General features: G+C 38.3%; 23 protein-coding genes. 3 read left to right on the top strand and 20 right to left on the bottom strand.

The window, feature by feature from the left end; all coding sequences use genetic code 11:
- Positions 1–12: 12 nt before the first annotated feature.
- Complete coding sequence (locus IPJ02_08630; protein MBK7375606.1) at positions 13–2,946, top strand: insulinase family protein; 2,934 nt, start codon at positions 13–15, stop codon at positions 2,944–2,946.
- Positions 2,947–3,232: 286 nt separating this feature from the next.
- On the opposite strand, the gene IPJ02_08625 is transcribed toward IPJ02_08630, so the two are convergent.
- From IPJ02_08625 to IPJ02_08615, 3 genes are all read right to left on the bottom strand, one after another.
- On the bottom strand, positions 3,233–3,604 hold the full coding sequence (locus IPJ02_08625; GenBank protein MBK7375605.1) for a VOC family protein: 372 nt from the start codon (positions 3,602–3,604) through the stop codon (positions 3,233–3,235).
- A 232-nt stretch (positions 3,605–3,836) separates the two neighbouring features.
- Entirely contained in the window at positions 3,837–4,400 is a 564-nt protein-coding gene (locus IPJ02_08620; protein MBK7375604.1) for a VOC family protein, read from the bottom strand.
- A 293-nt stretch (positions 4,401–4,693) separates the two neighbouring features.
- Complete coding sequence (locus IPJ02_08615) at positions 4,694–5,572, bottom strand: hypothetical protein (GenBank protein ID MBK7375603.1); 879 nt, start codon at positions 5,570–5,572, stop codon at positions 4,694–4,696.
- Positions 5,573–6,197: 625 nt separating this feature from the next.
- On the opposite strand from IPJ02_08615, the gene IPJ02_08610 reads away from it, so the two are divergent.
- On the top strand, positions 6,198–7,118 hold the full coding sequence (locus IPJ02_08610; GenBank protein MBK7375602.1) for an IS110 family transposase: 921 nt from the start codon (positions 6,198–6,200) through the stop codon (positions 7,116–7,118).
- 67 nt (positions 7,119–7,185) lie between these two features.
- Here the strand turns inward: IPJ02_08610 and IPJ02_08605 are convergent, their stop codons facing one another.
- From IPJ02_08605 to IPJ02_08580, 6 genes are all read right to left on the bottom strand, one after another.
- On the bottom strand, positions 7,186–7,881 hold the full coding sequence (locus tag IPJ02_08605) for a hypothetical protein (GenBank protein MBK7375601.1): 696 nt from the start codon (positions 7,879–7,881) through the stop codon (positions 7,186–7,188).
- Between the two features lie 356 nt (positions 7,882–8,237).
- Positions 8,238–9,476, bottom strand: coding sequence for a hypothetical protein (locus tag IPJ02_08600; protein ID MBK7375600.1), 1,239 nt, complete (start codon positions 9,474–9,476; stop codon positions 8,238–8,240).
- A 16-nt stretch (positions 9,477–9,492) separates the two neighbouring features.
- The gene (locus IPJ02_08595; protein MBK7375599.1) at positions 9,493–10,605 is read right to left on the bottom strand and encodes a hypothetical protein; all 1,113 of its coding nucleotides are present in this window, start codon (positions 10,603–10,605) and stop codon (positions 9,493–9,495) included.
- Positions 10,606–10,940: 335 nt separating this feature from the next.
- Positions 10,941–11,795 (bottom strand): hypothetical protein, encoded by an 855-nt coding sequence (locus IPJ02_08590; protein MBK7375598.1) that lies wholly within the window; start codon positions 11,793–11,795, stop codon positions 10,941–10,943.
- 267 nt (positions 11,796–12,062) lie between these two features.
- Positions 12,063–12,431, bottom strand: coding sequence for a hypothetical protein (locus IPJ02_08585; protein ID MBK7375597.1), 369 nt, complete (start codon positions 12,429–12,431; stop codon positions 12,063–12,065).
- A gap of 141 nt (positions 12,432–12,572) precedes the next feature.
- Entirely contained in the window at positions 12,573–12,896 is a 324-nt protein-coding gene (locus IPJ02_08580; protein MBK7375596.1) for a hypothetical protein, read from the bottom strand.
- A 113-nt stretch (positions 12,897–13,009) separates the two neighbouring features.
- Here IPJ02_08580 and IPJ02_08575 point away from each other — a divergent pair, with 113 nt between their 5' ends.
- Positions 13,010–14,599, top strand: coding sequence for an IS1182 family transposase (locus tag IPJ02_08575; GenBank protein MBK7375595.1), 1,590 nt, complete (start codon positions 13,010–13,012; stop codon positions 14,597–14,599).
- A 1,097-nt stretch (positions 14,600–15,696) separates the two neighbouring features.
- Here the strand turns inward: IPJ02_08575 and IPJ02_08570 are convergent.
- The 11 genes from IPJ02_08570 to IPJ02_08520 all read right to left on the bottom strand — a co-directional run bounded on the left by IPJ02_08570 (position 15,697) and on the right by IPJ02_08520 (position 24,704).
- Positions 15,697–16,281, bottom strand: coding sequence for a hypothetical protein (locus tag IPJ02_08570; protein ID MBK7375594.1), 585 nt, complete (start codon positions 16,279–16,281; stop codon positions 15,697–15,699).
- Between the two features lie 249 nt (positions 16,282–16,530).
- The gene (locus IPJ02_08565) at positions 16,531–17,166 is read right to left on the bottom strand and encodes a hypothetical protein (GenBank protein MBK7375593.1); all 636 of its coding nucleotides are present in this window, start codon (positions 17,164–17,166) and stop codon (positions 16,531–16,533) included.
- A 235-nt stretch (positions 17,167–17,401) separates the two neighbouring features.
- Positions 17,402–18,058: a hypothetical protein gene (locus IPJ02_08560; protein ID MBK7375592.1), complete on the bottom strand. Its 657-nt coding sequence runs from the start codon at positions 18,056–18,058 to the stop codon at positions 17,402–17,404.
- A gap of 949 nt (positions 18,059–19,007) precedes the next feature.
- Complete coding sequence (locus IPJ02_08555; GenBank protein ID MBK7375591.1) at positions 19,008–19,283, bottom strand: hypothetical protein; 276 nt, start codon at positions 19,281–19,283, stop codon at positions 19,008–19,010.
- A gap of 532 nt (positions 19,284–19,815) precedes the next feature.
- The gene (locus IPJ02_08550; protein ID MBK7375590.1) at positions 19,816–20,472 is read right to left on the bottom strand and encodes a hypothetical protein; all 657 of its coding nucleotides are present in this window, start codon (positions 20,470–20,472) and stop codon (positions 19,816–19,818) included.
- Positions 20,473–20,730: 258 nt separating this feature from the next.
- Positions 20,731–21,006, bottom strand: a complete 276-nt coding sequence (locus IPJ02_08545; protein ID MBK7375589.1) for a hypothetical protein — start codon at positions 21,004–21,006, stop codon at positions 20,731–20,733.
- On the bottom strand, positions 20,984–21,388 hold the full coding sequence (locus tag IPJ02_08540; protein ID MBK7375588.1) for a hypothetical protein: 405 nt from the start codon (positions 21,386–21,388) through the stop codon (positions 20,984–20,986). Before IPJ02_08540 ends, IPJ02_08545 begins: the two co-directional genes overlap by 23 nt.
- A 453-nt stretch (positions 21,389–21,841) precedes the next feature.
- Positions 21,842–22,411, bottom strand: coding sequence for a hypothetical protein (locus IPJ02_08535; GenBank protein MBK7375587.1), 570 nt, complete (start codon positions 22,409–22,411; stop codon positions 21,842–21,844).
- A gap of 273 nt (positions 22,412–22,684) precedes the next feature.
- Complete coding sequence (locus tag IPJ02_08530) at positions 22,685–23,209, bottom strand: hypothetical protein (protein MBK7375586.1); 525 nt, start codon at positions 23,207–23,209, stop codon at positions 22,685–22,687.
- A gap of 150 nt (positions 23,210–23,359) precedes the next feature.
- Positions 23,360–24,055, bottom strand: coding sequence for a hypothetical protein (locus tag IPJ02_08525; protein ID MBK7375585.1), 696 nt, complete (start codon positions 24,053–24,055; stop codon positions 23,360–23,362).
- 22 nt (positions 24,056–24,077) lie between these two features.
- The gene (locus IPJ02_08520; protein ID MBK7375584.1) at positions 24,078–24,704 is read right to left on the bottom strand and encodes a hypothetical protein; all 627 of its coding nucleotides are present in this window, start codon (positions 24,702–24,704) and stop codon (positions 24,078–24,080) included.
- Positions 24,705–25,716 lie beyond the last annotated feature (1,012 nt).

The following is a 25,716-nucleotide window of genomic DNA, read 5'->3' as shown; positions in this document are numbered from 1 at the left end:
AAATCAGTTTCTATGCGATCTATCAGAACATTCTTATTTGTAGCGCTGGCATTTACCGCCGTGTTCAGCTATGCACAAACCGGCAACTATGAATGGAAAACGGCTGCTTCCGGCGGATACACATACAAATATGTGAGTAATGATCCTGCCAAAGCAAGATTTTACACCTTAAAGAACGGACTTACCGTTATTTTAAGTCCTACCAATAAGGATCCACGGGTACAATGCTATATAGCCACCAAGGCAGGGAGTAAAACGGATCCGTCAACCAATACAGGCCTTGCCCACTACCTGGAGCACATGCTTTTTAAAGGAACGGATAAATTCGGTTCATTGGACTGGGCCAAAGAAAAACCTGAGCTGGATAAAATAGATGCTTTGTATGAACAGTATAACAAGACAACGGATGTTGAAAAACGCAAGGCCATTTATCAGCAGATCGATTCGGTATCCGGCGTTGCCTCCAGGTACGGCATTGCCAATGAATACGATAAGATGATGTCTTCCATGGGCGCACAGGGTACCAATGCTTTTACATCATTTGAACAAACGGTCTACACGGATGACGTGCCTGCCAATGCTATTGACAAATACCTGGCAGTACAGGGAGAGCGTTTCCGGAATCCCATCCTGCGGATCTTTCATACCGAACTGGAAGCCGTGTATGAAGAAAAGAACCGCGGGCTGGATAGTGACGGAAGAAGGGTGTTTGAAAAATTGTTTGCCGAATTGTTCAAGAACCATAATTATGGATTGCAAACAACTATTGGCACCATTGACCACCTGAAGAACCCTTCGCTGGTGGAGATACGGAAATATTTCAACACCTATTATGTACCCAATAACATGGGAGTGATTATGAGTGGTGATTTTAACCCGGATGAGATGATCAGAAAGATCGATGTCACTTTCTCTTATATGCAGAATAAAGCGGTGCCTAAATATACGTTTCAGCCGGAGCAACCGATCGCATCGCCCATACTGACAGAACTGGTTGGACCTGACGCGGAAAGCGTAACCATCGGCTTCAGGCTGCCGGGTAACAGATCAAAAGACGTATTGCTGGCCGACCTGGTTGGACAGATACTCACCAACGGCAAGGCCGGTTTGATGGATCTGAACCTGGTAAAGAAACAAAAGCTGCTGGGCGCTTCTGCATCTGTATTCACCCTGATCGACTATGGCATCATGTATATGCAGGGAAGGCCTACATTGGGCCAGTCGCTGGAAGACGTGAAAGCGCTGATGCTGGGGGAGATCGAAAACCTGAAGAAAGGGAATTTTGATGATAACCTCATTACTTCCATCATCAACAATCAAAAGAAGAATAAGATACTGGCTACAGAATCGTATGGCTCAAGGGCAAACGACCTGATGAGTGCATTTACATCGGAGCTTGACTGGAAAGAGCAGGTGGCCTATACCGATATGCTTTCCAAACTCACCAAGAAAGACATTGTTGCCTTTGCCAATAAATATTTCGGCGATAACTATGTATGTATCTTAAAGCGGAAGGGCGAGGACAAGAATATTGTGAAGGTTGAAAAACCACCTATTACCCCGGTGGAAACAAACCGGGATGCGCAATCCGGTTTTGTGAAACAAGTGAACAACATGCCTGCCACCCCGGTAAAACCCGTTTGGCTGGATTATAACAGGGACTTGCAAAAGACCTCCTTCGGCCCTGCAGAAGTATTGTATGTACAGAACAAAGACAACAGTATCTTCCGCCTGCGCTACCGCTTTAATATGGGTACCTGGAATAATAAAAAACTGAGCCTGGCCGCACAGTACCTGCAGTTCCTGGGAACGGATAAAATGAGTGCAGAGGACATCACCAAGGCATTCTATAAAATTGCCTGCAGCTTTAATGTGAGCGCTACCGCTGAGTATACCACTGTAATGATCGAAGGCCTGCAGGAAAACTTCCCTACAGCCGTTAAACTGTTTGAAGATGTTTTAAAGAACTGTAAGGGGGATGAAAATGCATTGAAGTCATTAAAGGCAAGATTAACCAAGTCAAGAACAGATGCCAAAGCCAATAAAGGCGCTATTATGAACGGACTGGTCAGTTATGCACGGTTTGGCAGTAAGAACCCATTCAACTATGTGCTGACCGATGAAGAACTGAAAAACACCACGGCCGAAGAGCTGGTCGGTATTTTGCACGACCTGAACAGTTATGCGCACAAAATTCTTTATTATGGTCCGCAACCGCTGACACAGCTGACTGCAGGATTGAAAGCCATTCATACTGTACCGGCAACTTTTAAAGCCGCAGGTGATAAAATGAGATTCACGCCGGCTACGCAGACAAACAACCAGGTATTATTTGCGGATTACAACATGGTTCAGTCGGAAATACGCTGGGTGAGAAATACCGGTATATACAGTGCAGACAAAGAACCGGTGATCGATATCTTCAATAATTACTTTGGCGGTGGCATGGGCGCCCTTGTATTCCAGACCATCCGGGAGTCTAAAGCGCTGGCGTATTCAACCTTCGCTTTTTATGCCAAGCCAGATAAGAAGGAGGACCCGTTCTATACGCTGGCTTATGTAGGCTGCCAGGCAGACAAATTCAATGAATCCGTTGTGGCGATGAACGAACTGCTGAACGAATTGCCCAACGTGGAAGAGAACATCAAGTTTGCCCGTGCAGGCATCAAGAAGGATATTGAGACCGAGCGCATCACGCAGGACGGGATCATCTTCAACTATCTTACCGCACAGCAGAAAGGAATGAATGAAGACATCCGTAAAAAAACATACGCGGCGGTTGATAAGATCGGCTATACCGAACTGAAACAATTCCACAGCGAGAATATTGCGAACAAGCCCTACACATATTGCATTGTAGCTTCTGAGAAGAAATTACCGGAGGAACAGATGAAGAAGTATGGAGAAGTGAAGAAGCTCAGCCTGGAAGAGATATTTGGATATTAAAATGATCACAGTTTGTTTAACAGGAGCCCCATATTTTGGGGCTCCTTTATTCTCAGCAAGTTCTCTCCTTTGATTTGAGTGCTGGCTGAGGACCTTGCATAAGTTAAAAAAATTCGTTGATGCAACGTCACCTGGCAGAAGACGTTGCAGGGAAGAAGTAAAAAAGATCAGATTTTGTTTGTTTTTTTACACAGATTTCATGTCAGCGGCAGTGGTTTGGCGTTCACCCACTTGGATTTTTTACTGGAAGATTTTGCCCTGTTGTTAAAATCTATGGCATAGCTGACTATTTCATTGAGTGCAAAGCCACCCGGTTGCCTTCAGTGTCAATAAAATGTGCCATAAATCCATTTTGTCCAATTGAAGTTTTCGGCATTATAATTTTTCCGCCTGCTTGTTCAACTTTGCTTAATGATGCACTTAAGTCTTCTCCACCATTCAGATAAACTACAGAGCCGTCTTTTGATGGATTAAATCCCTCTGATTGCATTAGTCCGCCACCAACAGCACCATTTTCCATGTCTGCTGCAAACATTCCATATTTTCCGTGAGGGAAAGGCATTTCCATAATTTCTGTAGCTAAAATAGTTTCGTAAAATTTTTTTGCTCTTGTGAAATCAGTTGCCGGGATTTCAAACCAATTAATTGCATTTGCCATTTTTTATTATTTTTTGTTTATACCCAAATATAAGTTGTTAGTGATCTTCCTATTTCAATATTTTCCAATTTTCTAACTTCGGCTTTAAGAGGCAAAAGATATGTATTTAATTTTGTGTCAAACTATATTGCCCGGTTTACTCTGATTTACCTTTTGTCAGTTTTCGGGGTAGGGGTCAATTCTTATTCGTATCCAAATTCTGACTTGTCCTTCTTACCCACAATTATTTACTTCATTTAAGTTCTGATAGTATTAACTTTTTCTGTTTTAGTGTATTCCTCATAGCCTTTTCTCTTACTTTAGGGTCATCGCTGTTTATCAGGTCAAAATATTCAACAGGAACAACCTGCCACGATAAACCATATTTGTCTTTGCACCAGCCACATGAACTTTCTTGTCCACCGTTTGATGTCAACGCATTCCAATAATAATCTACTTCTGCTTGATCTTTGCAATTGATTACAAACGAAATGGACTCATTAAATTTAAAATATGGGCCTGCAGCTAAAATGTTAAATTCTATATCACCAATTTCCATAACAGCTGTTTCAAAGCTGTCTTGGCCACCTTGTTCTTTTGCTTCTGGTGGATTTTTATATTGGCGGTATTCTTTCATTTTTCCATCTTTGAAAATAGAAAGGTAATAATCTACTACTGCTTTTGCATCTTTATCAACCCAAAGACAGGGTGTTATTTTTTGCATAATCGAATCTGGCTTTTTTGTTAAAGTTTGATTGGAAGTTGAATCAATTTTACTGTTTTTGTGAGAATTCTGTTGAGAATTTCCACAACCCATTAGGTTAGCTAATAGTATTACTGTAAAAAAATTAATTATTTTCTTTTTCATTGCTTTATAAATTTTCAAATTTATTTAGGAAATCTGAAATTTCAGCCGGAGGGCCTGTTTGTAGGTTGTCTCTAAAATTACCCATAACGAGCATGGCTTGCTGCTGGTACTTTATAGTGATCAGTTCTTTTAATTCCATGATGGTTGATTTTTAGTCAACCTGTTTCAGTACGGGACAGACTGGAGCTGAAAAATTGCTCGTCAAAACTAAGTTGTATAAAACCCGATGTTGGGCGAGGTCATTACTCATAATATTCTATTGTACGATACTTTGTAGTTATAGTCTCAACACCGGTTTCTAAGTTCTTTGTTGTTTGTATTCTTTTTGTCCAGTTGGTTATTTTGTCGAAAGTATAGTGATAAGTAAATTCTGCTTTATCTGATTCCCTGGTACTTTTAACTATCAAACCGGTCTTATCATAAACATCTACCAATTTATAATCTCTTCCCATGTTGAAACGATACCAGGTAGTAACCGTTAAAAAATCACCTTCCTTTACATAAGATAATTCCTGCCATTTATTTATCTTCATTTCTATCGTTTGTTCTGTTTTGATTAATTGACCTACTGTGTTGTAAGTATATTTTTCTACTGTCCATTCTACACCTCTGTCCAGTTTATCTGTTTCTATAAGCTGGCCTTTATCATTGTGAGCATATTTTGTAAAAGTCTTATGTGTTAAGTTGGTGGTTCCGGGAAAAAAAAGTTTTTTGGAAGACAGCAACATTTTATAGTAAGTTATTTCTGATTTGAGGGTCTCACCATTGTGAGTTGATTCCTCCATAACAGTAATCCCTTCAGGCAGAAAAGCGTAAACAGTATCTTTGTAAGTGGTAACTCTTTTTTCCTTCCCGTTACTGCTATAAGTTTGCTTTTCCAAATAGCCTTCCTTGCTAAACTCATACTTGATCATGATAAAATCATCACCATATTCATTCTTCCACATCTCAGAAAGTTTTTTTACTTTTCCTGTTAATCTCATATGATTGGCCGTGTAACTATAAGGGAGGGGATAGGAGGGATTATTTGCCCAGTCAATTGCTTGGATGCGCTGGGCTAAAGTAGAGGAGGGAATAGTGCCCAAAAAAAGAATTAAAAAATAACTGATCTTTATTTTCATAAATGGTATTTTATAAACTGCAAAGTATGAATTATTTGTATCTGCTTTGCCATTTCATAATCTATTCCGCAAAGATAAAAATCTGGTTGCAAATGAAAAGTTCTTAGGCTTTGCGTACAACGTTCAAGGCTTTCCGTAGGGCTGGAATTGTTACTGTGCCAGTCCGGCATCTGAAGCCGATTGAAAAAAAGATGATGAAGTTAATAACGAAAAGCCAAATAGAATTCGGTCAATCCCGATATTAGCTGATAGTAGTACAACTGCCGATTGTTATTCCGTCCGCCAGCCTTGCGGCAAACCTTTTTCTATGTTTACAATTCAATAAATTTACTAAGCAGGGGAGTAACAGATTCAGAAAGAACAAAGGGCGGAATAAGACTGACAAACCTAATAGGCGATAAGCCTTTATAACATGATAGTCACCGCCCCTTTTCTTACCCGATGCTGAACAGTTCAACAGGCTTCACTACAAGCCTGCATTAGGATAGATAGCACAGTGTAAGAGTGTTCTTTCCGTTTGTTTATTTGCTTGTTTAAAAATACTACAATCACTTCAAAAATCAAATGGTTATGGAAGCGAAAAACTATGCTGTGGTATTGATGTTTCCCACACTAAACTGGATGTTTGTTACCAGAACAACCTGGAGAACTATTCCACCTCCAGGTGGGCAATAACAACCAGGGTTTTGCAAAAATCCTGGAACATACTGGCACGGGCTATCACTTTGTAATGGAAGCCACGGGAGTGTATTACATCCGCCTGGCTTTTTATTTGCAGCATCGGGGCTGCAAGCTAAGTGTGGTAAACTCGATCGCCATCAAGCGTTACATCCAGATGCACCTGGAGCGCAACAAGAGCGATAAAAAAGATGCCGGCTGGATCTGCCGCTACGGGATAGAGCAGCAGCCTGCATACTGGGTAATGCCCGACAGTGCTTACTTTGAGAGTAAGCAACTGTACAACAGCATCCGGGAATACACCGAGCAGATCAAACGGTTTAACAACCAGTTGCACAGCCTGCGTTTACTGCCTGTGCCCAGCAAAGACAGCATAAAATCGCTTGAGAGAATGATTGTGTGCATGGAAAAAGAGATTAAACAGCTGGAGCATAAACTGCAATTGTTACTGGAGCAATGGCAGCCCGAGCAGTTAAAAAGAGTAAGCAGTGTGAAGGGCATAGGCAAAAGGGCAGCGGCGATGCTGATCGTGTTTACACAAGGGTTTAAACACACCGAAAATCACCGGCAGCTGATCAGCTTTGCGGGGCTGGCCCCCACCGAGTACAGCAGCGGAAGCAGTATACAGGGTAAGCCCCGGATCTATAAGCGGGGTGGAAAAAACCTGCGGGATGTGCTGTACATGTGCAGTATGAATGCAATGAAGACCAACCCGGCCTGTAAGGCACTCTACGAACGGCTAAGAGCCAACGGTAAGACAGGTAAACAGGCATTGATAGCAGTGTGTAATAAGCTTTTGAAACAGGTATTTGCCGTGGTGAAAAACAATACGCTTTATCAACCAAATTACTGTTCAGCAAAACCGTAAAAAAGATCAAATTTTATTTGGTTTTTTACACAGTTCATGTTAGCGGTAGTGCCTTTGCGCAATTATTCTATGAATTTGTTGGTTCATTTCTTTTTGAATTACGATAGAATGTACCTACTTCAAGTAAAAGATTTCTTATTAAAATAGATGCCTGAAGGAACGATTGTAAAATTGCAAGGGTTATTTCGCAGCGTTGTTTCGTCTTCTTTTCCTCAATATAATCTATTACAAATATTTCTTCAGGCCTTTGAATAAGCAAAGTACCATGAGTATAAATATTTCTGTCAGAAATAAATTGATGCATCATTTTTGTCAAACCTTTCCTCTGTTCCTTGGTGCTAAAGTTTGGTTCCTTTTTTATAGCCGTATAGTGGTGTAAAAAATCACTAAATACTCCACGGAGGCCCATAAAATCCATCTGCATAATTTCTTCTTTGCTATGCTTTAGTTCTTTAAATGTAAGCAACAGTTCCCGAAGCTGATTATTTATTGCCTCACCATTGGTAATACAATGAGTAATTATCGATTGAAATTTAAGATAGGTCTCGGCAACTTCCTTTGTCAACGGCAATAAGCTTGGTATCTCTGCTTGATATTGACCTTTTGGTATCGATTTAAAGAAAGTTTCTATTGGTTTCTTAATCTCTAAGCCATGTTCTTGGAAAGTATGAATGTGTTGAACCCTTGCTTCAAAAGAACCTTGAAATGGCCCGTCTTTTTTGGTTTTAGCTACTTTTATGGGACTTAAGAGTGTGAAATGCATAAGACAAAAATAGTATAGAAACCGAGAAGCTGTTTCGGCATTACCGCTAACGAGCAGGGCTTTATGCAGGTTGGGAATTAGAATTCCGTCCGCCCACAACCGCTGCTGATTGAAAATATTTTGATGAAGTTAAATACAAAAGTTGATAGTTATTCGTCAGCCCGAACTGAAGCTTGGATTTGTAATTTGTTGATGTTTGCTGGTCATGCCCAACTTGCATAAAACCCCATGTTGTACGTTCGCACTTCGTCATAGTGTGTCAAAATGAATGACAGTGATTATTAAAGTTGAATTTATCCTGAAGTTATTGTAATATGGTAAAAGATTATAAAATCCAATCAAAAACTGATCTTATTTTAATTATGGTTTTTATTAATTTTAACTATTCCATACTCATCCCAAACTTGATTTTCATAACGAATTTTTCCATTTCTAATAATTTGTATTGGCCCATCAATTCCAACATGGAATTTAATTAATTTATAAAGAGATGAATCCCCACCAGGTTGTGGTGAAGAAATTTTTGGGTGAAAAGGGTTTTCCCACCAGGGTTTTACTCTTTCTGCTTTGGTGCCACGAATGATAAATTTACCCCCTTGTTGTTCTCTTCTTCGGGATATCGGAATTAAAGGCAATGGCTTAAACCGATTCTTTGGAGGCCAGATTGACATGGTGAATTTTTTATGCTCTTCATCTCGTTCCATCTTTTTCTTTTTAATGAACTCTTCAAACAACTTCATATTAATATCTGTTGATTTGTTCTTTTTAATAAAACCTGTATCCAAAGGTTTCTTATTTTCCCCCATTTTACTAAGAAATGAAAAAAATTTATCTTTTAAGAATCCAGGTTCGATTCCACTGGAAAAATTATCCCAATATGAACGCCAAAAGGGTTTCTTTACTTTCCATCTATTCCTTAACTCTTTCAAACTAATGCCGGATTCCGTTAAGGTTGTTTGGTAATGGGCCATCAATTTTTCATAGGCTTCTTTGCATTCGGCATACTGTAATGAATAGTGTTTAAAATATTTCTTATCTAATTTTTTATTTTTAAGCCAATTTGTGGCTTCTTTATCAGCATCAATCAAATCATTTCTATGTAAATATAATTTGTACTCATTAATAACTTCATAAACATTAAATTGAGTTTGTTTTTCAAGGGAAAGCTTCATTTTAATAAAATTTGAACTCCCCATTTCTTTCGCATTAATAATACTTGCATGCATTCTTGATTCTTCATCTGGGTATTTAGTGAAGTACAAATCATAAAAAATGGAAGCATGAAATATTTCGTGTAAAATAGAGTGTGTAAAATTTATTTCCTTTTTTTTAAGAGTAGGATGATTAATCGCTATATATATTGTATTCGCATCAGAACTAAAACTTGATATGTGGTTCTTTGGTAATTTATCTACAAATACAATCTTTGTGTCCATTTCTTTGATTTTCCAACGAGCATAATCAAGCCTTAACGAAGCCCCTTCAGGAATAATGAAATGGGGAAATATTTCATTTAATTCTCTCAGAGAATATTGCTTATCAACAACGATTTTGCTTTTGACTTGTTCAACATTATAAATCAATAATTTGGGCATTTACAGTTCTAATATTTTATTCATTATTTTTTGCATTGAATTTATTCAATTGGATCATATCATCAAGATATGATAAATTTATATCAAGATTATCTGCTTCTGTAATTAGAAGCTCAAAAGTTACATTATTTATTTCGGCAAATTCCTTTATAGCTTTTATATTTATAGGTATTGGCATATCTAAAACATTTTGCATCCAGTAAATGAAGGCATTTCTAACTTCATCATTATTTAATTGGCTAAAACGAAATTTATTGGGTAAGTCTTTCAACAACTGTTCCCCATAACTTCGAATATAATATTGAATTTTGCCATTATAATGTTCCCCTAATCCAGTTGCAACTTCACAAATACATCTAACACTTCGTTTTGCTAAATCCTCTGTAAATCCAACTTCAAGTAAAAATGATTTTATTTTATTTGCTTCTTGATTATTATCTATTTCCTGAGTGTTATTAAACCGGGTGGCAGACAAAGATTTCAAGTCAATTAATCCTCGTGTGGCCATTTGTTCTATAATCTGCCTAATGTCTGAGTAATCTAATGGTACGAATTGTGCCAAAATTGTAAAAACAAGTTCAGTCCATCTGTATTGTTCATATAACCATCGATAATTTTCAGAAATATTGTTTCCTTCAGTTGCAATAAGTTTCAAAAGGACTCCCTTAATTCCTGGTTCAGTTATTGCCTCTTCTACATTAATTTCTTTTTCACTAGTTTCTTCATCTGATAGTACTTCTGGACTTCTATATTTATTCTTCAAATCTTCAGGCTTAATTCTTAAAAAGTTTAAAACTAAATACAAAACAAAAAGAGTAATTATTATTATAATTATAGCTGGAAGTAGATAATCGATATTTGTATATGACTTTTTTCCCATCACCTCTGCTCTATAATACATAAATAAATAAATGAATAATAAAATAATAATAATCACTGAAATAAATATTCTTTTATTATATTTTTGTATTATTCTATTTGAAATTAGAAACAGAGTCTCATCTTCTTTAGGAGATGAATTGTTGTAAATAAAGACTATTCTCTTATAATCTCGAAGAAAAATATAGATCCATTTAATTATTATAAAAAGAATAAGCGCAATAATTAAGAAAAAAAGTATTCCGCTCATAGTGTCGTATAATTTTAATGAAAAAAACTTAATTAATATATTATAATTGTAAGCTCACCCATTTTTAGGGCCACTCAAAATTAGAGTTTTTGGTTTTGATTACTATGCAGGCTTTAGAAATAGGGTGACGTACAACGTCCAGGGCTTTGCGCATCTTGGGTATTTGAAGCTGTGTCCGCCCCCGCCTGGATGTAAATTAGTAAACGAAATTTATAAATTTTAATTAAAAATAATTAGCAAACGGTCGCACCCATAGCCAATGATTGTTAGCGAACTGCTGCTGAAGATTGTTTGTCCAGCCCAAGTTGACGCAAAACCCGATGTTAGCTGCCGTTTTATTTCGTCAGTTCTACTTTATAATGTCGTCCTTTCAATTTATTGCCTGAAAGAAATATTTCACAGTTGTTCAATTTTTTCACTTCGCTTATATCTTCAAGTCTATTGCATTCAAAAGCAAAAATTCTTTTAAGATGTTTAAGATGGTTACATTGCGGAAACCTTGTAACCTTAGCGACATATTGAAGTTCTATATCCTCAAGGTTTGGTAGATGCTCTATGAAGTCAATGTTTTCAATCTTTGAATTTGTCTTAATCCATAACTTTTTTAGAGATTGAATTTTTGGTAAAAACTCAAAACTTTCAACTCTTCCGCCATAATTCCCAATTGTTTCCAACGGAAGTCCTTGCAGAAAATCAAAACCTTTCAGTTTAGTTGATACCAACCAAATTGTTTTTAGATTTTCAAGTTGCGGAATAGTCGTCAATAAATCTTTGTAATCTCCTTCTAAATTTAAGCTTTCTAGGGTGTCTTTAAAATCAGCGATAAACTTTAAACTGATTTTTGGTTTAGGCTGAGTGAAACCTAGTCCGAGGTGAATTAGCCTGTTTAATTTATAAAGGGGCTCATAAGAACCAAATACTGCTGTATCCCAATCAAATCTTTCCAAGTCAGGGAGTAGATTTAAGAAACTAATGTCTGCCCAAGTGTCTGGATAACCATAAACCCTTAAAGTAATATCCTTTCGCCTTTTGAAAATCACATCGTTCAAAATATTTAAAGTTGTCTTGTCCGGTTTAATATCGTGAAATTGTATGACTTTAAGTCTAGGCATTTCAAGCAACTGCTCAGCAACCGAATAACTAATCGGTTGTCTACTATGAAATCTGTCTGCTGAAACTAAGCCCTCCATACTTTTGATTTGTCAGTCGTTTGTTTAATTTAGCAGTGTCGTTAAAAATGGCAGCAAACGTCCGAGGCTTTGTGCAGTTGGGGAATTGACCAACTGTCCGCCCGGAACTGAAGCTAAATTTATAACTAAAAGCCGAAGTTAAGAACTACTGCCCAACAGAATTACGTCCGCCGAAACCAAAGCTTGGATATGCACTGCCGATGATTGCTTCAACGTCCCCCCAATTGCACAAAACCTGATGTTGTACGCTGCCTTTCTGTGTGTCAGTCACAGCAACTTGTAATTAATCAAAAGCTGATACAATGCCTTGAGCTTTAATTTTTCAAGTGCAATCGAAAGTGGCTCTTTGTCAATAATACACCCACCACATGTGTAAATTTTAATTTCGGACTGCTGATTTAGCTTAATCAAATCAATCATCTTTTGAGATATTTTTTTCCCTCTCAATTGAAGAAAGAAAAGTCCAGCACACCCGTATGCTCTGTCTTGTGCAGAAAATGAAGAAGCTAAAATCTTTAAAGTTGTTGTGTCGTTTTCTTTTATAAGTTTCGCCAATTTATAAGCGTCGTCCGTCACGTAAGGAATATAACCACCACACAAAAAACCAAATGAGCCAAATTCACCTGACTTATTCAAAAAACGTCAAGTGTAAATGCAGACTGGTACTTTTTATTATGCTTTTCTATGAAACTTAAAGCTCTTGTCGTATCTACAGAAAAAAAACGGATGTTGCTTTTGATTTTACATCAACAGTGTCTTGCTGGTAGTTAATTCGGCTTATTCTTTTAAAAATATTGTGTCGTTTGTTGTATAAGCGACAATTTGATAATCTGGCGCTGGCTCTTTTGATGTACCAAGGGCTCTTACTATTCCAACCTGTCCGTTGTCATTAAAAATGTCAAAATAAATTGTTACACCAAAGTCAATGCTGTCAACACTGTACGGCTCCGCTAATATTTTGTTCTTAATAAATACGGGATTAGATACAGTTTTTGAAATGAGATTTTCTTTTGAAAAGATTGTTATTGCCGTTTCAGAAATACTCTGTCCAAAAGAAGCGTTTGCAATGAAAGTGGTTAATATTATGAAGGCTTTGTGCATCGAATTAAGGTTGCGTACAACGGGAGTTTGTGAAAAAACTCCCGTTGTATTTCTAAATATACACACAATGTTAATAGCTTCAAACCCTGTATGATTTTTGTGTAAAAGAATGCATGCAATTTATACAAGGACAACTCCGAGAGCAAACATACTTTACTACACTGGAAGACCAGGTGGCTGTCGATAATCCGGTACGGCTGATAGATGCCTTTATTGATAAGCTTGATCTGCAACAGCTTGGATTCCAAAAAGGAGCAGAACGCAGCGAAGGTCGTCCGTCCTATGGGCCACAAGTACTTTTAAAACTTTACCTGTATGGATATTTAAACAAGGTTCGCAGCAGCCGTAAGCTGGAACGGGAGTGCAGTCGCAATATCGAGTTACAGTGGTTGCTCCGGGGGCTGCATCCCAATTATCATACGATTGCTGATTTCCGAAAGCTTCATGGAGTTGCTTTACAATCGATGTTCAGGCTGTATGTTCATTTTTTGGGTGATGCCGGGCTACTGGGTAAAACAACCATTGCCGTAGACGGCAGCAAATTTAAAGCAGTAAACAGCAAAAAGAACAATTACAGTCAAAAGAAAATAGACAAGCACCAGCAGTTTATAAAAGAAAAGGCCGAAAAATATTTACAGGAACTTGATGAACTGGATAAGGAAGAACAAACACAAAGCAAAGAGGAGGTTCAACCCAAACGAGACAAAATAAAACAAGGGCTTGAAAAACTAAAAGAGCGCACCATAAAATACGATATGCTGCAACAGCAGCTAAACAATACAACCGACAAACAGATCAGCACTACCGATGCTGACAGCCGCAGCATACTGATTACCAAAAGTATTGTGGAAGTAGCCTACAATGTACAAAATGCAGTTGACGATAAACACAACCTGGTAGTACAAACCCAGGCCACCAATAGCAATGATGGCAAAGCTTTACACACGGCAGCTACGCAGGCAAAACAAAATTTGCAATTACAAAAAGAAGATAGCCTGATGGTACTTGCCGACAAAGGCTACCATACCGGAGCCGAGTTACAGCATTGCCAGCAGGAAAACATGATAACCCATGTAGCCTATAAAGAACAGCCTGGTGTAAAACATATTGCAAACGAATTTTTAGCCGAAAGTTTTGATTATGATAAAGCCACCGATAGTTACACCTGCCCTGCAGGAGCCGTACTTACATCACTTGGTACCTGGCACAATAAAAAAGGCGAAGCCAACGAAACCAGTTTTCGATTTAAGACCTACCGTACTGATGCCTGTAAAAGCTGTGCATTAAAAAGCCAATGCACCAAACTGAACAAACGCATTATACAGCGCAGCGAATACCAGGATGCAGTAGAGATCAATGACAACAACATCAAACAAAACCCACAATATTATAAAAGGAGGCAAGCCATTGTAGAGCATCCCTTTGGCACCATCAAACGTCACTTTGGCTTTACCCACACCTTGCTAAAGGGGCTTCAAAAAGTAAACGGAGAGATGAACCTGATCATGTTTTGTTACAACTTTTTGCGAACAAAAAATATACTGGGCTTTGCAAAAATGCTTGAAGCGATCCAAAACTGGCAACCAGACTACACTAAAATAGCCTGTGCTTTTAAAAACGGCTTTATCAAAATGATATACATGCAGAATAAGCCATCATTTATTTTCAACAACTACCAACTACTTTTTTTAAGGGCTGTTTAAATGAACCGCTGTAAGCTTTACATTGAATTGTACAAGATGATTTTTATCTGATGGAGAGTTTTTTCACAGTCTGACGTTCAGGGCTTGGCGCTGTGGGGGAATTAACCCTTGTCCGCCCGGTTGTTGATTTATATAAAGAAACGAAATTTTTAAATAAGCCGTAAGGCTTTTAAGTTAACGATCGGCCCATAGCCAAAGCCTGGATATGCACCGAAGCTGAGATTTTACCGGTCGGCCCCCATAGCGCCAAACCCATGTAATACGCAGGCCAAAGTTGAGATGCTTTAGAAAAGGGAATTACCTGCCAGGGCTCACTGCTGATTAACCAAAGAAAACAGCTTTTGAAAAGAAGTCCCTGAATCACCCCGTAATACTGTTAAAAGCTGAAAATCGTTCCGTTGTCCACCCAAAGTCGTTTAAGAAAGAGCAGAAACTACAATGACAGGTATTAACTGAACAGGCTTTACTTTCACTAAAGCCTGCCCCACCGCCTTCCAAAAAGAGATACCTGAAACAAAAACCCATTGAACACCGGTACTGCCGGCAGAAACCGGGAAGCATCAAAGAGAAACCACTGCCTGATGATCAGATTAATTTTCCAACCCGTCCGAGCCCAAAGCAAAAGAAAGGGCAGGGGATAGGAGAAAAAAGCCACTCACTATTCCAAATGTTTAAAAGCAGAAGGGATTAAATTCTTTCAGCCTGTCCCAACCGGAGAGTAACAAAAGCCAGAAGCGGCAGCCAAATTCCCTGAAACAACGGAACATTACCTAACCGGAAAGTATTAGAAACTGAAAACGTCAACACCCCGCACACATGAAAGGAAACTGATGCTGAATCTTTGGCTTGCGTATTACGTCCGGGGCTTGGCGTAGTTGGGGAATTGTCCCTGTGTCCGCCCACCCCGAAATTTTTATTGAAGAAACGAAATTAAATTGATTAACGAAAACCAGCCAGCGGGACTGCGAGCGTAGCCAACTACCGCTGGCGGAACAGTTAACGGTCAACCCGATGACCAATGCCCGGATATATACTGCAGCTGAAAGTTATTACGTCCGCCCCAATTACGCCAAACCAATGTTGTGCGAAGCCCTAGCTTAATGCTTAAAGAAGTCTAAAAATTTCACCTCGTCAGGATATTTAATTTTTAGCGATTCAATTTGCCTATCTGTCACTGAATTATTTAAATTTTCCATTAGACTATTTAATTCAGTGAAGGCTTCCTGAAATTCTTTTGACTTTAGGTTGTTATTATTAATATAACTGTTCAGGTAGGCGGTCATTTGTTTGTAAACCATGTCACGATTCACTGTGTCTTTATTTGATGCAAAGTTTCTAGCAAGAAAATTATCATGATATAATTTCTTCTTGTAAGGATAAGTAAAATCGGTTACTTGTAATGAGTCTATAAAGTCGGAACCTTCTTTGAATTTACCCAACGTAATTAACAAGCGAATTTTTAATTCAACTGCTGCCGCTTTAATTGAATCGCACTTCATACACCGGTTTACGATGATTAGTGCTGAGTCTAGCGATGCTTTATTGTCCGGATTTTTGTAAGCTAAATCCCTTGCTTTTTTTAAATTGTCATAACAAATGATTTCCTTGTCATGGGCAATATGGCATGAATAAAATAGAATTTGTCCAACAATAAGCAAGATTAAACTTAATGACTTATTCATATTTTTTGTCGCCGAATTTGATTGAAGTGTCTGTATAGGGTTTCGCACAACGTTCGGGGCTTGCTGCTGTGGGGGATTGTTGCTGTGTCCGCCCCGGCTGCAAAACCTGATTAAAGAAACGAATTTTTATTTTAAAAGTAAAACCGATTAGTTAACGGTCAACCCCATAGCCAAAGTTGAATAGGGGAGTAATGCCTGGATTTCCTTCCGTCTGCCCCCATAGCAGCAAACCCAATGTTGGCTGCATACTCATTTGTCTTTCGTTTTATTATACCTGTCTTCAATACTTTCTAATGGGTCTGTCTTGAAATAGCCTGTCAATTGCATTTTGTACCGGCTTTCTTTACCGTTTGCAGCTTCGTAGTAGTCGTCACTTGTCAGCTCAATAATACCTTCTAAAATTTCTCCTTTTTTAAAAGTAGGCTTTTTTGAAAGTGTCAACTTGAAGGTTTTGCAAGGAACAGAAACGCTAAATTCCAAACTATCATTTTTATGAAGCTTATAAATCTCTGCGTCTGATTTTGCGAAATGTTGAACAATACAGGTGTCTTTGAAAAGTGCTATTTGATAGCCGAAACCTGCAAACATTCCCATAAATCCAACAATAGTGATTGTGTCGCCTTGAAGTGTTGTCATTGTCATACACTCGTCAATGCTTTTGCCTTTAGCGTATGTGTCTCCAATGATACTGTCATTCTCGTACATTTTAAAATCCATAGAAGACATTGTAATACCGTTAAAGGATTTTACTTTCCTGTCTACTTTGTCTTTTACGTTTGGGTCAACTACATAAGCACCATTGTCTACAGTCTTTGCTGTCTGCCCACAAGAACTAATTGTCATTAAAAGAATTGCCGAAATAAAAAGTGTCGAAATATTTGTCATTAGCAGAATGTCTGTTTTGAGTTGCAGCCAACGTCGGGGCTTTATGCAGCTTGGGTATTTGGTGCTGTGTCCGCCCCGGCCTTGATGTAAATTAAGAAACGAAATTTATATTTTAAAACGAAAAAAAGCAAAGTAAACGGTCAAGCCCATAGCCAATGATTGGTAGCGGACTGAAGCTGAGAAATTGCTGGTCTAGCCCAAGTTGCATAAAACCCTATGTAAGCTGCCGTAAAAGTCAATCTTGAAGCTTAGTCGCCTTAGTAATGTCTCGAGCAAATGTAACAATCCTACTCTTTGTGTCATCAACACAGAAATAGCAGTTGTTGTGCATTTTGCTTATTATATCTGATTCTATATCTGATTCTTTTTTGCCGTAATTAGGCAAGCCGCTGTAAGCTATAATTTCTGTCCATTGTTTGTAACGCTGTCCTGAGGTGTCTTTGTCCATATAAGCAAAAAACTCTTTAGGAAACTTCGTTGCATATGCTAAAGCTGAAATACCAGGATATTCGCCTAAAGCACCGTCACTAATTGAAATTGTAAAGTCTAAACACCAGCGATAAAATGGTCTTAATATACTATCGGTTGTTGTCGCATAGGATAGGAGTTGCGTAGTGGAATCATTATCGGTTGGGCGGAACTGCCCTTTGAAAAATGCTTTCGCTATTGTAGCAACTTTGGGATTGTCAAGATAAAAACTGACTGGTCTGCCGCTGATTGTGTCAGGCAATTGATATTTTGCACTGTTTAATCTGTCCACCCAAACACTCTTTGATTTAATAATTGAGTCTGATGAAATTATTTTGGGACTGTCCACCGAAACTGTCTGATTTGTTGAAGTATTGTTGTTACAAGAGGTAATTATAAAGAAAACAAAAATCAAAAGTTTCATAAAGATTGAAATGTCGTTATTTATGGCAGCTTACGTCCAGGGCTTGGCGTAGTTGGGGAATTAGCCCTGTGTCCGCCCACCCCGAAATTTTTATTGAAGAAACGAAATTAATTTGATTAACGAAAACCAGCCAGCGACACTGCGAGCGTAGCCTACTGCCGCTGGCGGATTAGTTAACGGTCGGCCGATGACCAATGCCTGGATATAAACTGCCGCTGAAGCTTTTCCGTCCGCCCCAATTACGCCAAACCGATGTTGGCTGTAGCCTTGCTCGTCAATTATTAATGAATGTGTCTCACAACTATTTTCCAAATCTTATATCAGAAATATACCAGTTGTCAATTGTTCCTTTTATTTCCAACCGATGGCCCACTTGTAATTTGATCATTAGGTTGAATATTATGAAAGTCTTATTGTCTCGTTTATCTACTTTGTAGTTTTTGTCATTTTTAAAATGGTCGAAAAAATCTATTATTTGTTTTAAAGTGTCACCTTGCCCATTTGTTATTGAATATAATGCCTCTGTTGAAAATTTACTTTGAACATAATCGATTGTCAGTGGTTTTGGAACTTATGTCTTCATTAACCTTTGTCCATAATTTATTATTCCTGCAAGAGGAGGAAAAGAATTAATAAAATTAGAAAAAGAATAAATCTATTTTTTAGCATTTGAATAAGATAACTGCTGATGTTCGTAAAAGGTTACAGCTAACGTTCAGGGCTTGCCGCAGTTTGGGTATTCGTTGCTGTGTCCGCCCATGTGACGATGCTAATTAAAGAACGTAAACTTTATTGATAAAACCAAACTAAGCCTGCGCACTACGAGCGTAGCAAACTGCGCAGGCGAATTAGTAAACGGTCGCACCCATACCAGATGATTGGTAGCGAGCTGAAGCCGAAGTTACCTGGTCATGCCCAAATTGCGACAAACCCCATGTTGGGCGCAGTTTTATTCGGGATACTTAGGATATTGCTCGTATCTCACGCCCATTTGTTTAAAAAATCGTTCAAGAGCAAACCATTTATCTTCGTCAAAGAAAACCAAAGAACCTAAATCATTGGAAGATTCAAACTGCATACATGTGAAGCAAAAATCAATGTATGATGTGATTCCATTCTTTATCAAAAAAATTGTATGGTGGGGATCAAAAACACACATTGTTTTATTTTCTTCAGCGGCTGGTTTAATTAAAATCGTTATTAAAGTGTCCAAGTCTGAACCCATAATAACCCTTTGCTTCTTTATAATTGAATAGTTAGGTCGCCCATTCACTAATATTTTGGAACTTGTGGAAGTTTATTGTTTTGCCCAGATGTATCATACACCATTCCCAAATGACCAACTATCAAAACAGTGTCGGCCGTTAACAACATTTCCTTCAAACTATTATTATCTGAAACATCTTTTTTCGACACACTTTGAGTGCTATCTGAATTTTTATAATTGCAGGCAGAACTAATTAGAAGAAGTACAAAAATGTATTTGGTCATCTGGATGTCGTTAAAAATTGCGCCCAACGTCCGGGGCTTGGCGTAGTTGGGGAATTATCCCTGTGTCCGCCCACCCCGAAATTTTTATTGAAGAAACGAAATTAATTTGATTAACGAAAACCAGCCAGCGGCACTACGAGCGTATGCAAACTGCCGCTGGCGCATTAGTTGACGGTCAAACCGATGACCAATGCCTGGATATATGCTGCAGCTGAAAGTTTTTCCGTCAGGCCCCAATTACGCCAAACCCATGTTGCCTGCAGTAATTATGCAGGGATTCTAGTAATAAAATCTTGAATACTCGAAATTAATAGCTTCACTTGATCAATGTTGTAATCAGCGTAATTTCCATGAGCAGATTTGTTTCTCAGGTCTAACCATGCAGTTACATTTTTTTGGTCAAGTAAACTATATGCTGGAATTTTTGCCAAATCCTGGTTTAGTTTCTCTGCTTTAACTGGCTTACCTCCAACCTCAATTGGCACACCAAATTTGGTTGATAACTTTTTAATATGACTTTCTAATGTCGAACCAGCTATAACCGCCGCAGGATCTTTGTAACCAGTTTCACATAAATGTTTTGCCATGTCAATAAAATCAGAAAAAACATCTGCATGAACAAGTTCGGTTAAACTTTGAATATATCCCGCATTTAAATCATCTCTTAAAGCTTGTGCTACTCCGACTATGCTAGAAGTGTGAATATGTAAATCTGGAGTCCTGTTCAATATCCTCTCTACTTCCATGCTATATGTTGAGTTTCTCCCTGATATACGATGTATAGCTGTGATTGCTTTTGTCACTAAACTTTGACGCTCGTTTTTAGGTAAATCGCTTAAATCTTTAAACCGAGACCGGCTTTGAAGTTCAGCATGAATGTTAGCGACAGTATCTAATTGCTGAAGTAAGATTGCTATGTCCATAAGTAGTAGAGTGCTTAATTATTATTGCAGGCAACGCCCGGGGCTTTCCGCAGTTTGGGTATTCGTTGCTGTGTCAGCCCCGTTGACGATGCTAATTAAAGAACGTAAACTTTATTGATAAAACCAAACTAAGCCTGCGCACTACGAGCGTAGCAAACTGCGCAGGCGAATTAGTGAACGGTCAACCCCCATAGCCAATGATTGGTAGCGATAAGAAGCTGAAGTTACCTGGCATGCCCAAATTGCGGGAAACCCATGTTACATGCCGTTTTGGATCAATTTGCCATTCAAATAATTTTCTTTTTTGATAAGTTTTCCCTTTCTATTAAAATATTGCCATTCTCCATTTTTTACCCTCAAGCTGCCAGTGGTTTTTCTTGATGAACGTCTTGGAGATTGCGATTGATTTACTTCTTCCTTTTTTGGAATTGTCTTTATTTGTGTAAAACCACCTTCAGATTTTATAATTCCATTTGAATAATATTCAACAAGATATTTCAGTCTATTTCTTTCATAGGTAATTTTTTTTTTCAAGAACACCCTGATTGTCATAAAATAGCCAAATGCCCTCTTGAATACTTTGTTTCTGAAATCCCTCTTCTTTTAATCTCCCATTTTTGGAGTATTTTTTCCGTTGGCCATTTTGTTTATCGTCAGTATAAATTTGAGTGTATGATATTTCTCCTGTTTCATAAAAAAATGTTACTTCCCCTTGTCGTAGCCCATTTATGCACCATCCTTGTGCCTTTATTATCCGTCCTGTCTTGTAAGGAATATAACTAACAAATTGTCCTTGTCTTATGCTGTCTTTAATTGTGTAAATTGTACTATCATCTTCATAGCCAAGATCTGTCCAAGTCTCATAGAATTTCCCATTCCCATTAGTACATATCTGTAGGCCACTGCCTGTCAGCAATTAATATACTTTGTCAAGTAAGGGTCACTCCTAATTTCTTCAGATAATTTACTTCCGTTCTCATACCAGTATGTCCACAGGCCAATACTTTTACTTGAAATGCTGTCTACGGGAACAATATAACCTCGTAAATAAATATTGCCGTTTTCATAAAAGTCTTCATACACTTCTGGTTCTTGAGCAAGGACACTAAGTGTACAAATGTTTAAGATAATTGACAAAATGTAGTGCTGCATAAAAATGGCAGGTAACGTTCGAGGCTTTGTGCAGTTGGGGAATTGACCAACTGTCCGCCCGGAACTGAAGCTAAATTTATAACTAAAAGCCGAAGTTTAGAACTACTGCCCGGCAGAATTACGTCCGCCGAATATAAAGCTTGGATATGCACTGCCGATGATTGCTTCAACGTCATGCCCCAATTGCACAAAACCTTTTGTTGTGCGTTCGGCAAATTTATTTTACAAACTTTTCAATTTTTTTTAGTTTAACGCCAATTGCGCCAAATTGAATCTCGTTGGCAAAATAACCCATAAAGGGCGACATCAAAATTAAGGCACAATATTTTTCATTGTTTTGAAAGGTTATGTACTCTTTAAATTCAACGTCAGCTAAATAAAACTGCCCCTCCTGAAGAGATTTTGCTGTCTTTTCGTCTGTCAAAGCATATAAATCTACTTCTAATATGCTTAAGATTCCTCTCACATAGAACTTGGAATTAAGTGAATGTTCTAAATCTAAAATATACTGGCTACCACATTTTTCAACTTTGTCAAGTTTAAAAGGTAAATCAGCCAAAACGCCTTTGTCAATAGCTTTTTTAAAGTCCGTTTTTAAAAAGTTATTTAGTTCGTCTTTAATTGCACCATTTGTTTCAAAACCTGCAAATTTATTTCGTGCTGTGTCTATGTAAATTTCAACTTTAAGTTTCTCAATCTTTTTTTCTTGTGAAGAACTTTGTGAATTGTCACAGGAAACTATTAAGAATGTCGTTGTCGCAATAAATAAAAATTTAGAAAGATTCATTATGTAGTCTGATTTTAGGTTTCGGTTAGTCGCTTATTGCTGACGCACAACGTTCGGGGCTTTATGCAGCTTGGGTATTTGTTGCTGTGTCGGCCCCGGCCTGGATGTAAATTAGGAAACGGGATTTGTATTTTAAAACAAAAAAATGCAAAGTAAACGGTCAAGCCAATAGCCAATGATTGGTAGCGAATAGAAGCTGAGAAATTGCAGGTCAAGCCCAAGTTGCATAAAACCCAATGTTAGCGGTAGTTTTGGACGAAACACTTCTTCTGTCTATTCTCGTATTTTCTTAAGCCTCAATAAAGCGAAGAGCTGAGAGAATGGGTCAAAATATCTTTTCCCTTTCGCCTTTGATTTAACTTGGTTTAGTAAGTCAAAATAGTTTGAATAATAAAAGCTAGATATTCGTTTACTTATTTTTTCGTTTTTAATGAACCAAATAGCTTCGTGCTTGCTATATTTTGAATCTTCATCAACCGTAATGAAATAGTCAAAGTCCGTCCAGTTATTTTTATATCGCAAAAAGGGCAACAATGGGTTTATAAAAGTAATGCCGTCTTTGTCTGCAATAATTCGTTTGCATTGTGTCATAAACAATAACAGAAAAAGGAATAATATTCCAAACAAGATGGCATAAGCTATTCTAGCCTCACTGTCATTTAACAAGTCCACTTTGTTGATACTAATTTTGGATGCAGTCAGTAATCTATATGTACCAAAACCGATTAATAGGTTCAGTCCTACGATTAGTCCGAAGCCGCCAAAAATTTTATATTTTGAATGAATGCTGTCTGTCATAACAAATTACCGCTAACGTGCCGGGTATTGCTGATGTTGGGGACGTCCGTGTTACGTCTGCCTGGTTAAAGTTACAAAGTTCAATAGCATTACCAATGTTCATTTACTTCCGTCCGCCCCAATATTAGCAATACCATGTTAGCTGCAGCTTCAAACACTTGACTTCCACCTTTTGCCATAATATTTTTCCCAATCATTAGGATATTTAACTTTTAGATTCAATTCCTGAAACTTTTCATAGAACTCATTAAAATCGTCACGTATAAATAAGCCGCCATGACCAAATTTTAATGTGTGTCCATTAAAAAGATAAATTTTGAAAAGATCATACCCTCGACCAGAAACGTCCTTGTACTTGTTAATTTCTAACCATTTTATTTCTATGTCATGACTCTTAGTTCCGAAGTAAGTGGTCAACCATTTTATTGAGATACCTTGTTCGGATAAAGTCCACTCTGTTTTAGCAGTAGCCAATCTTCGAATGGAAAAGTGAGCAAGTACGCCGAAAATTATCGACACACCAATGCGCATTGCAAAAATCATATGAGGAAAACCAAACCCAGCAATTAAAAAGAAAATAGCCATTAGCAATACAGCTAATAGAATCGTAGTTTCATGAGATCTCACTATAATATTGTAGGGTTTCATAAAGTTGCAGCTAACGTTCGGGGCTTGCTGCTGTGGGGGATTGTTGCTGTGTCCGCCCCGGCGCAAAACCTGATTAAAGAAACGAATTTTTATTTTAAAAGTAAAACCGATTAGTAAACGGTCAACCCCATAGCCAAAGCTGAATAGGGGAGTAATGCCTGGATTTCCTTCCGTCCGCCCCCATAGCAGCAAACCCAATGTTGGCAGTAGTGCACCTCTCTCACTGTTTCCATGTCTCTACTTTGTTTTGCTTCCAAAGTTTTTCTGCGTATTGTCTAAACTCTGCTGGTGCATTTTTGAAAGCTTCGTCAAGCGTGAATTCCCCACCCATGTATTCGTTTGCTGAGACTTTAACTCTTGTCGTTCCACGAACAGCAAACTTTTTGTTGTCCTGATACATTACAATTTTCATTGGGATTGGGCTTACGTCTCCTTGGCAAGAAACCTTGTACATAATCCAAACTTCTGCTACTCCATTCTTGTTTAAGTCTGTCACAGTAAAAGTTTTGTCAACAAAATAGAGAAACATATCAACAGGGCATTCTTTTACAAAATCGAAAACTCTCCAAGTCTGTTTACTACTGTCTCCTGAAACCAAATAATGATAAGCATACAAAGCGCCATCACTGTAACCGTCATCAGGTGCATTTTTGCTTTGCGTTTTATCTGTAACTGTGAGAATAACGATGTTTTCACCAGTTTTGTCTGTCCAACGAACCGCTTGAACAATGTTGCCAGTATATTGAATGTTATTAGGTATAGAGTTTTTGTCAAGCCTTGTTATTTTGAGCTGTGCCAAACAAGTAGTTGTCAAAATAAGAGAAAGAAGCAGTCCGAGAATTTTCATGTTTGTAGGATGTTCTTTTGCATTACTGCCAACGTCCGGGGCTTGGCGCTGTGGGGGAATTAACCCTTGTCCGCCCGGTTGTTGATTTATATAAAGAAACGAAATTTTTAAATAAGCCGTAAGGCTTAAGTTAACGATCGGCCCATAGCCAAAGCCTGGATATGCACCGAAGCTGAGATTTTACCGGTCGGCCCCATAGCGCCAAACCCATGTAATACGCAGGCCAAAGTTGAGATGCTTTAGAAAAGGGAATTACCTGCCAGGGCTCACTGCTGATTAACCAAAGAAAACAGCTTTTGAAAAGAAGTCCCTGAATCACCCCGTAATACTGTTAAAAGCTGAAAATCGTTCCGTTGTCCACCCAAAGTCGTTTAAGAAAGAGCAGAAACTACAACGACGGGTATTAACTGAACGGAATTTAAACTGATAAAGCCTGCCCCACCGCCTTCCCAAAAGAGATACCTGAAACAAAAATCCATTGAACAACGGTACTGCCGGCAGAAACCGGAAAGTATCAAAGAGAAACCACTGCCTGATGATCTGAGTAGTTTACCAACCCGTCCGGGCCCAAAGCAAAAGAAGGGGCAGGAGATAGGAAAACAAAGCCACTCACTTTTACAAATGCATAAATGCTGCTGGAATTAAATTCTTTCAACCTGTCCAAACCGGAGAGTAACAAAAGCCGCAAGCGGCAGCCAAATTGCCTGAAGCAACGGAACATTACTCAACCGAAAAGTATTAGAAACTGAAAGCGTCAACACCCCGCACAGATGAAAGGAACCTGATGCTAAATCTTTGGCTTGCGTATTACGTCCGAGGCTTGGCGCTGTGGGGGAATTAACCCTTGTCCGCCCGGTTGTTGATTTATATAAAGAAACGAAATTTTTAAATAAGCCGTAAGGCTTTTAAGTTAACGATCGGCCCATAGCCAAAGCCTGGATATGCACCGAAGCTGAGATTTTACCGGTCGGCCCCCATAGCGCCAAACCCATGTAATACGCAGGCCAAAGTT

It is taken from the genome of Chitinophagaceae bacterium, from assembly GCA_016710165.1.
Taxonomy (GTDB): domain Bacteria; phylum Bacteroidota; class Bacteroidia; order Chitinophagales; family Chitinophagaceae; genus Ferruginibacter.
This window is presented reverse-complemented; position numbering and strand designations above follow the sequence as displayed.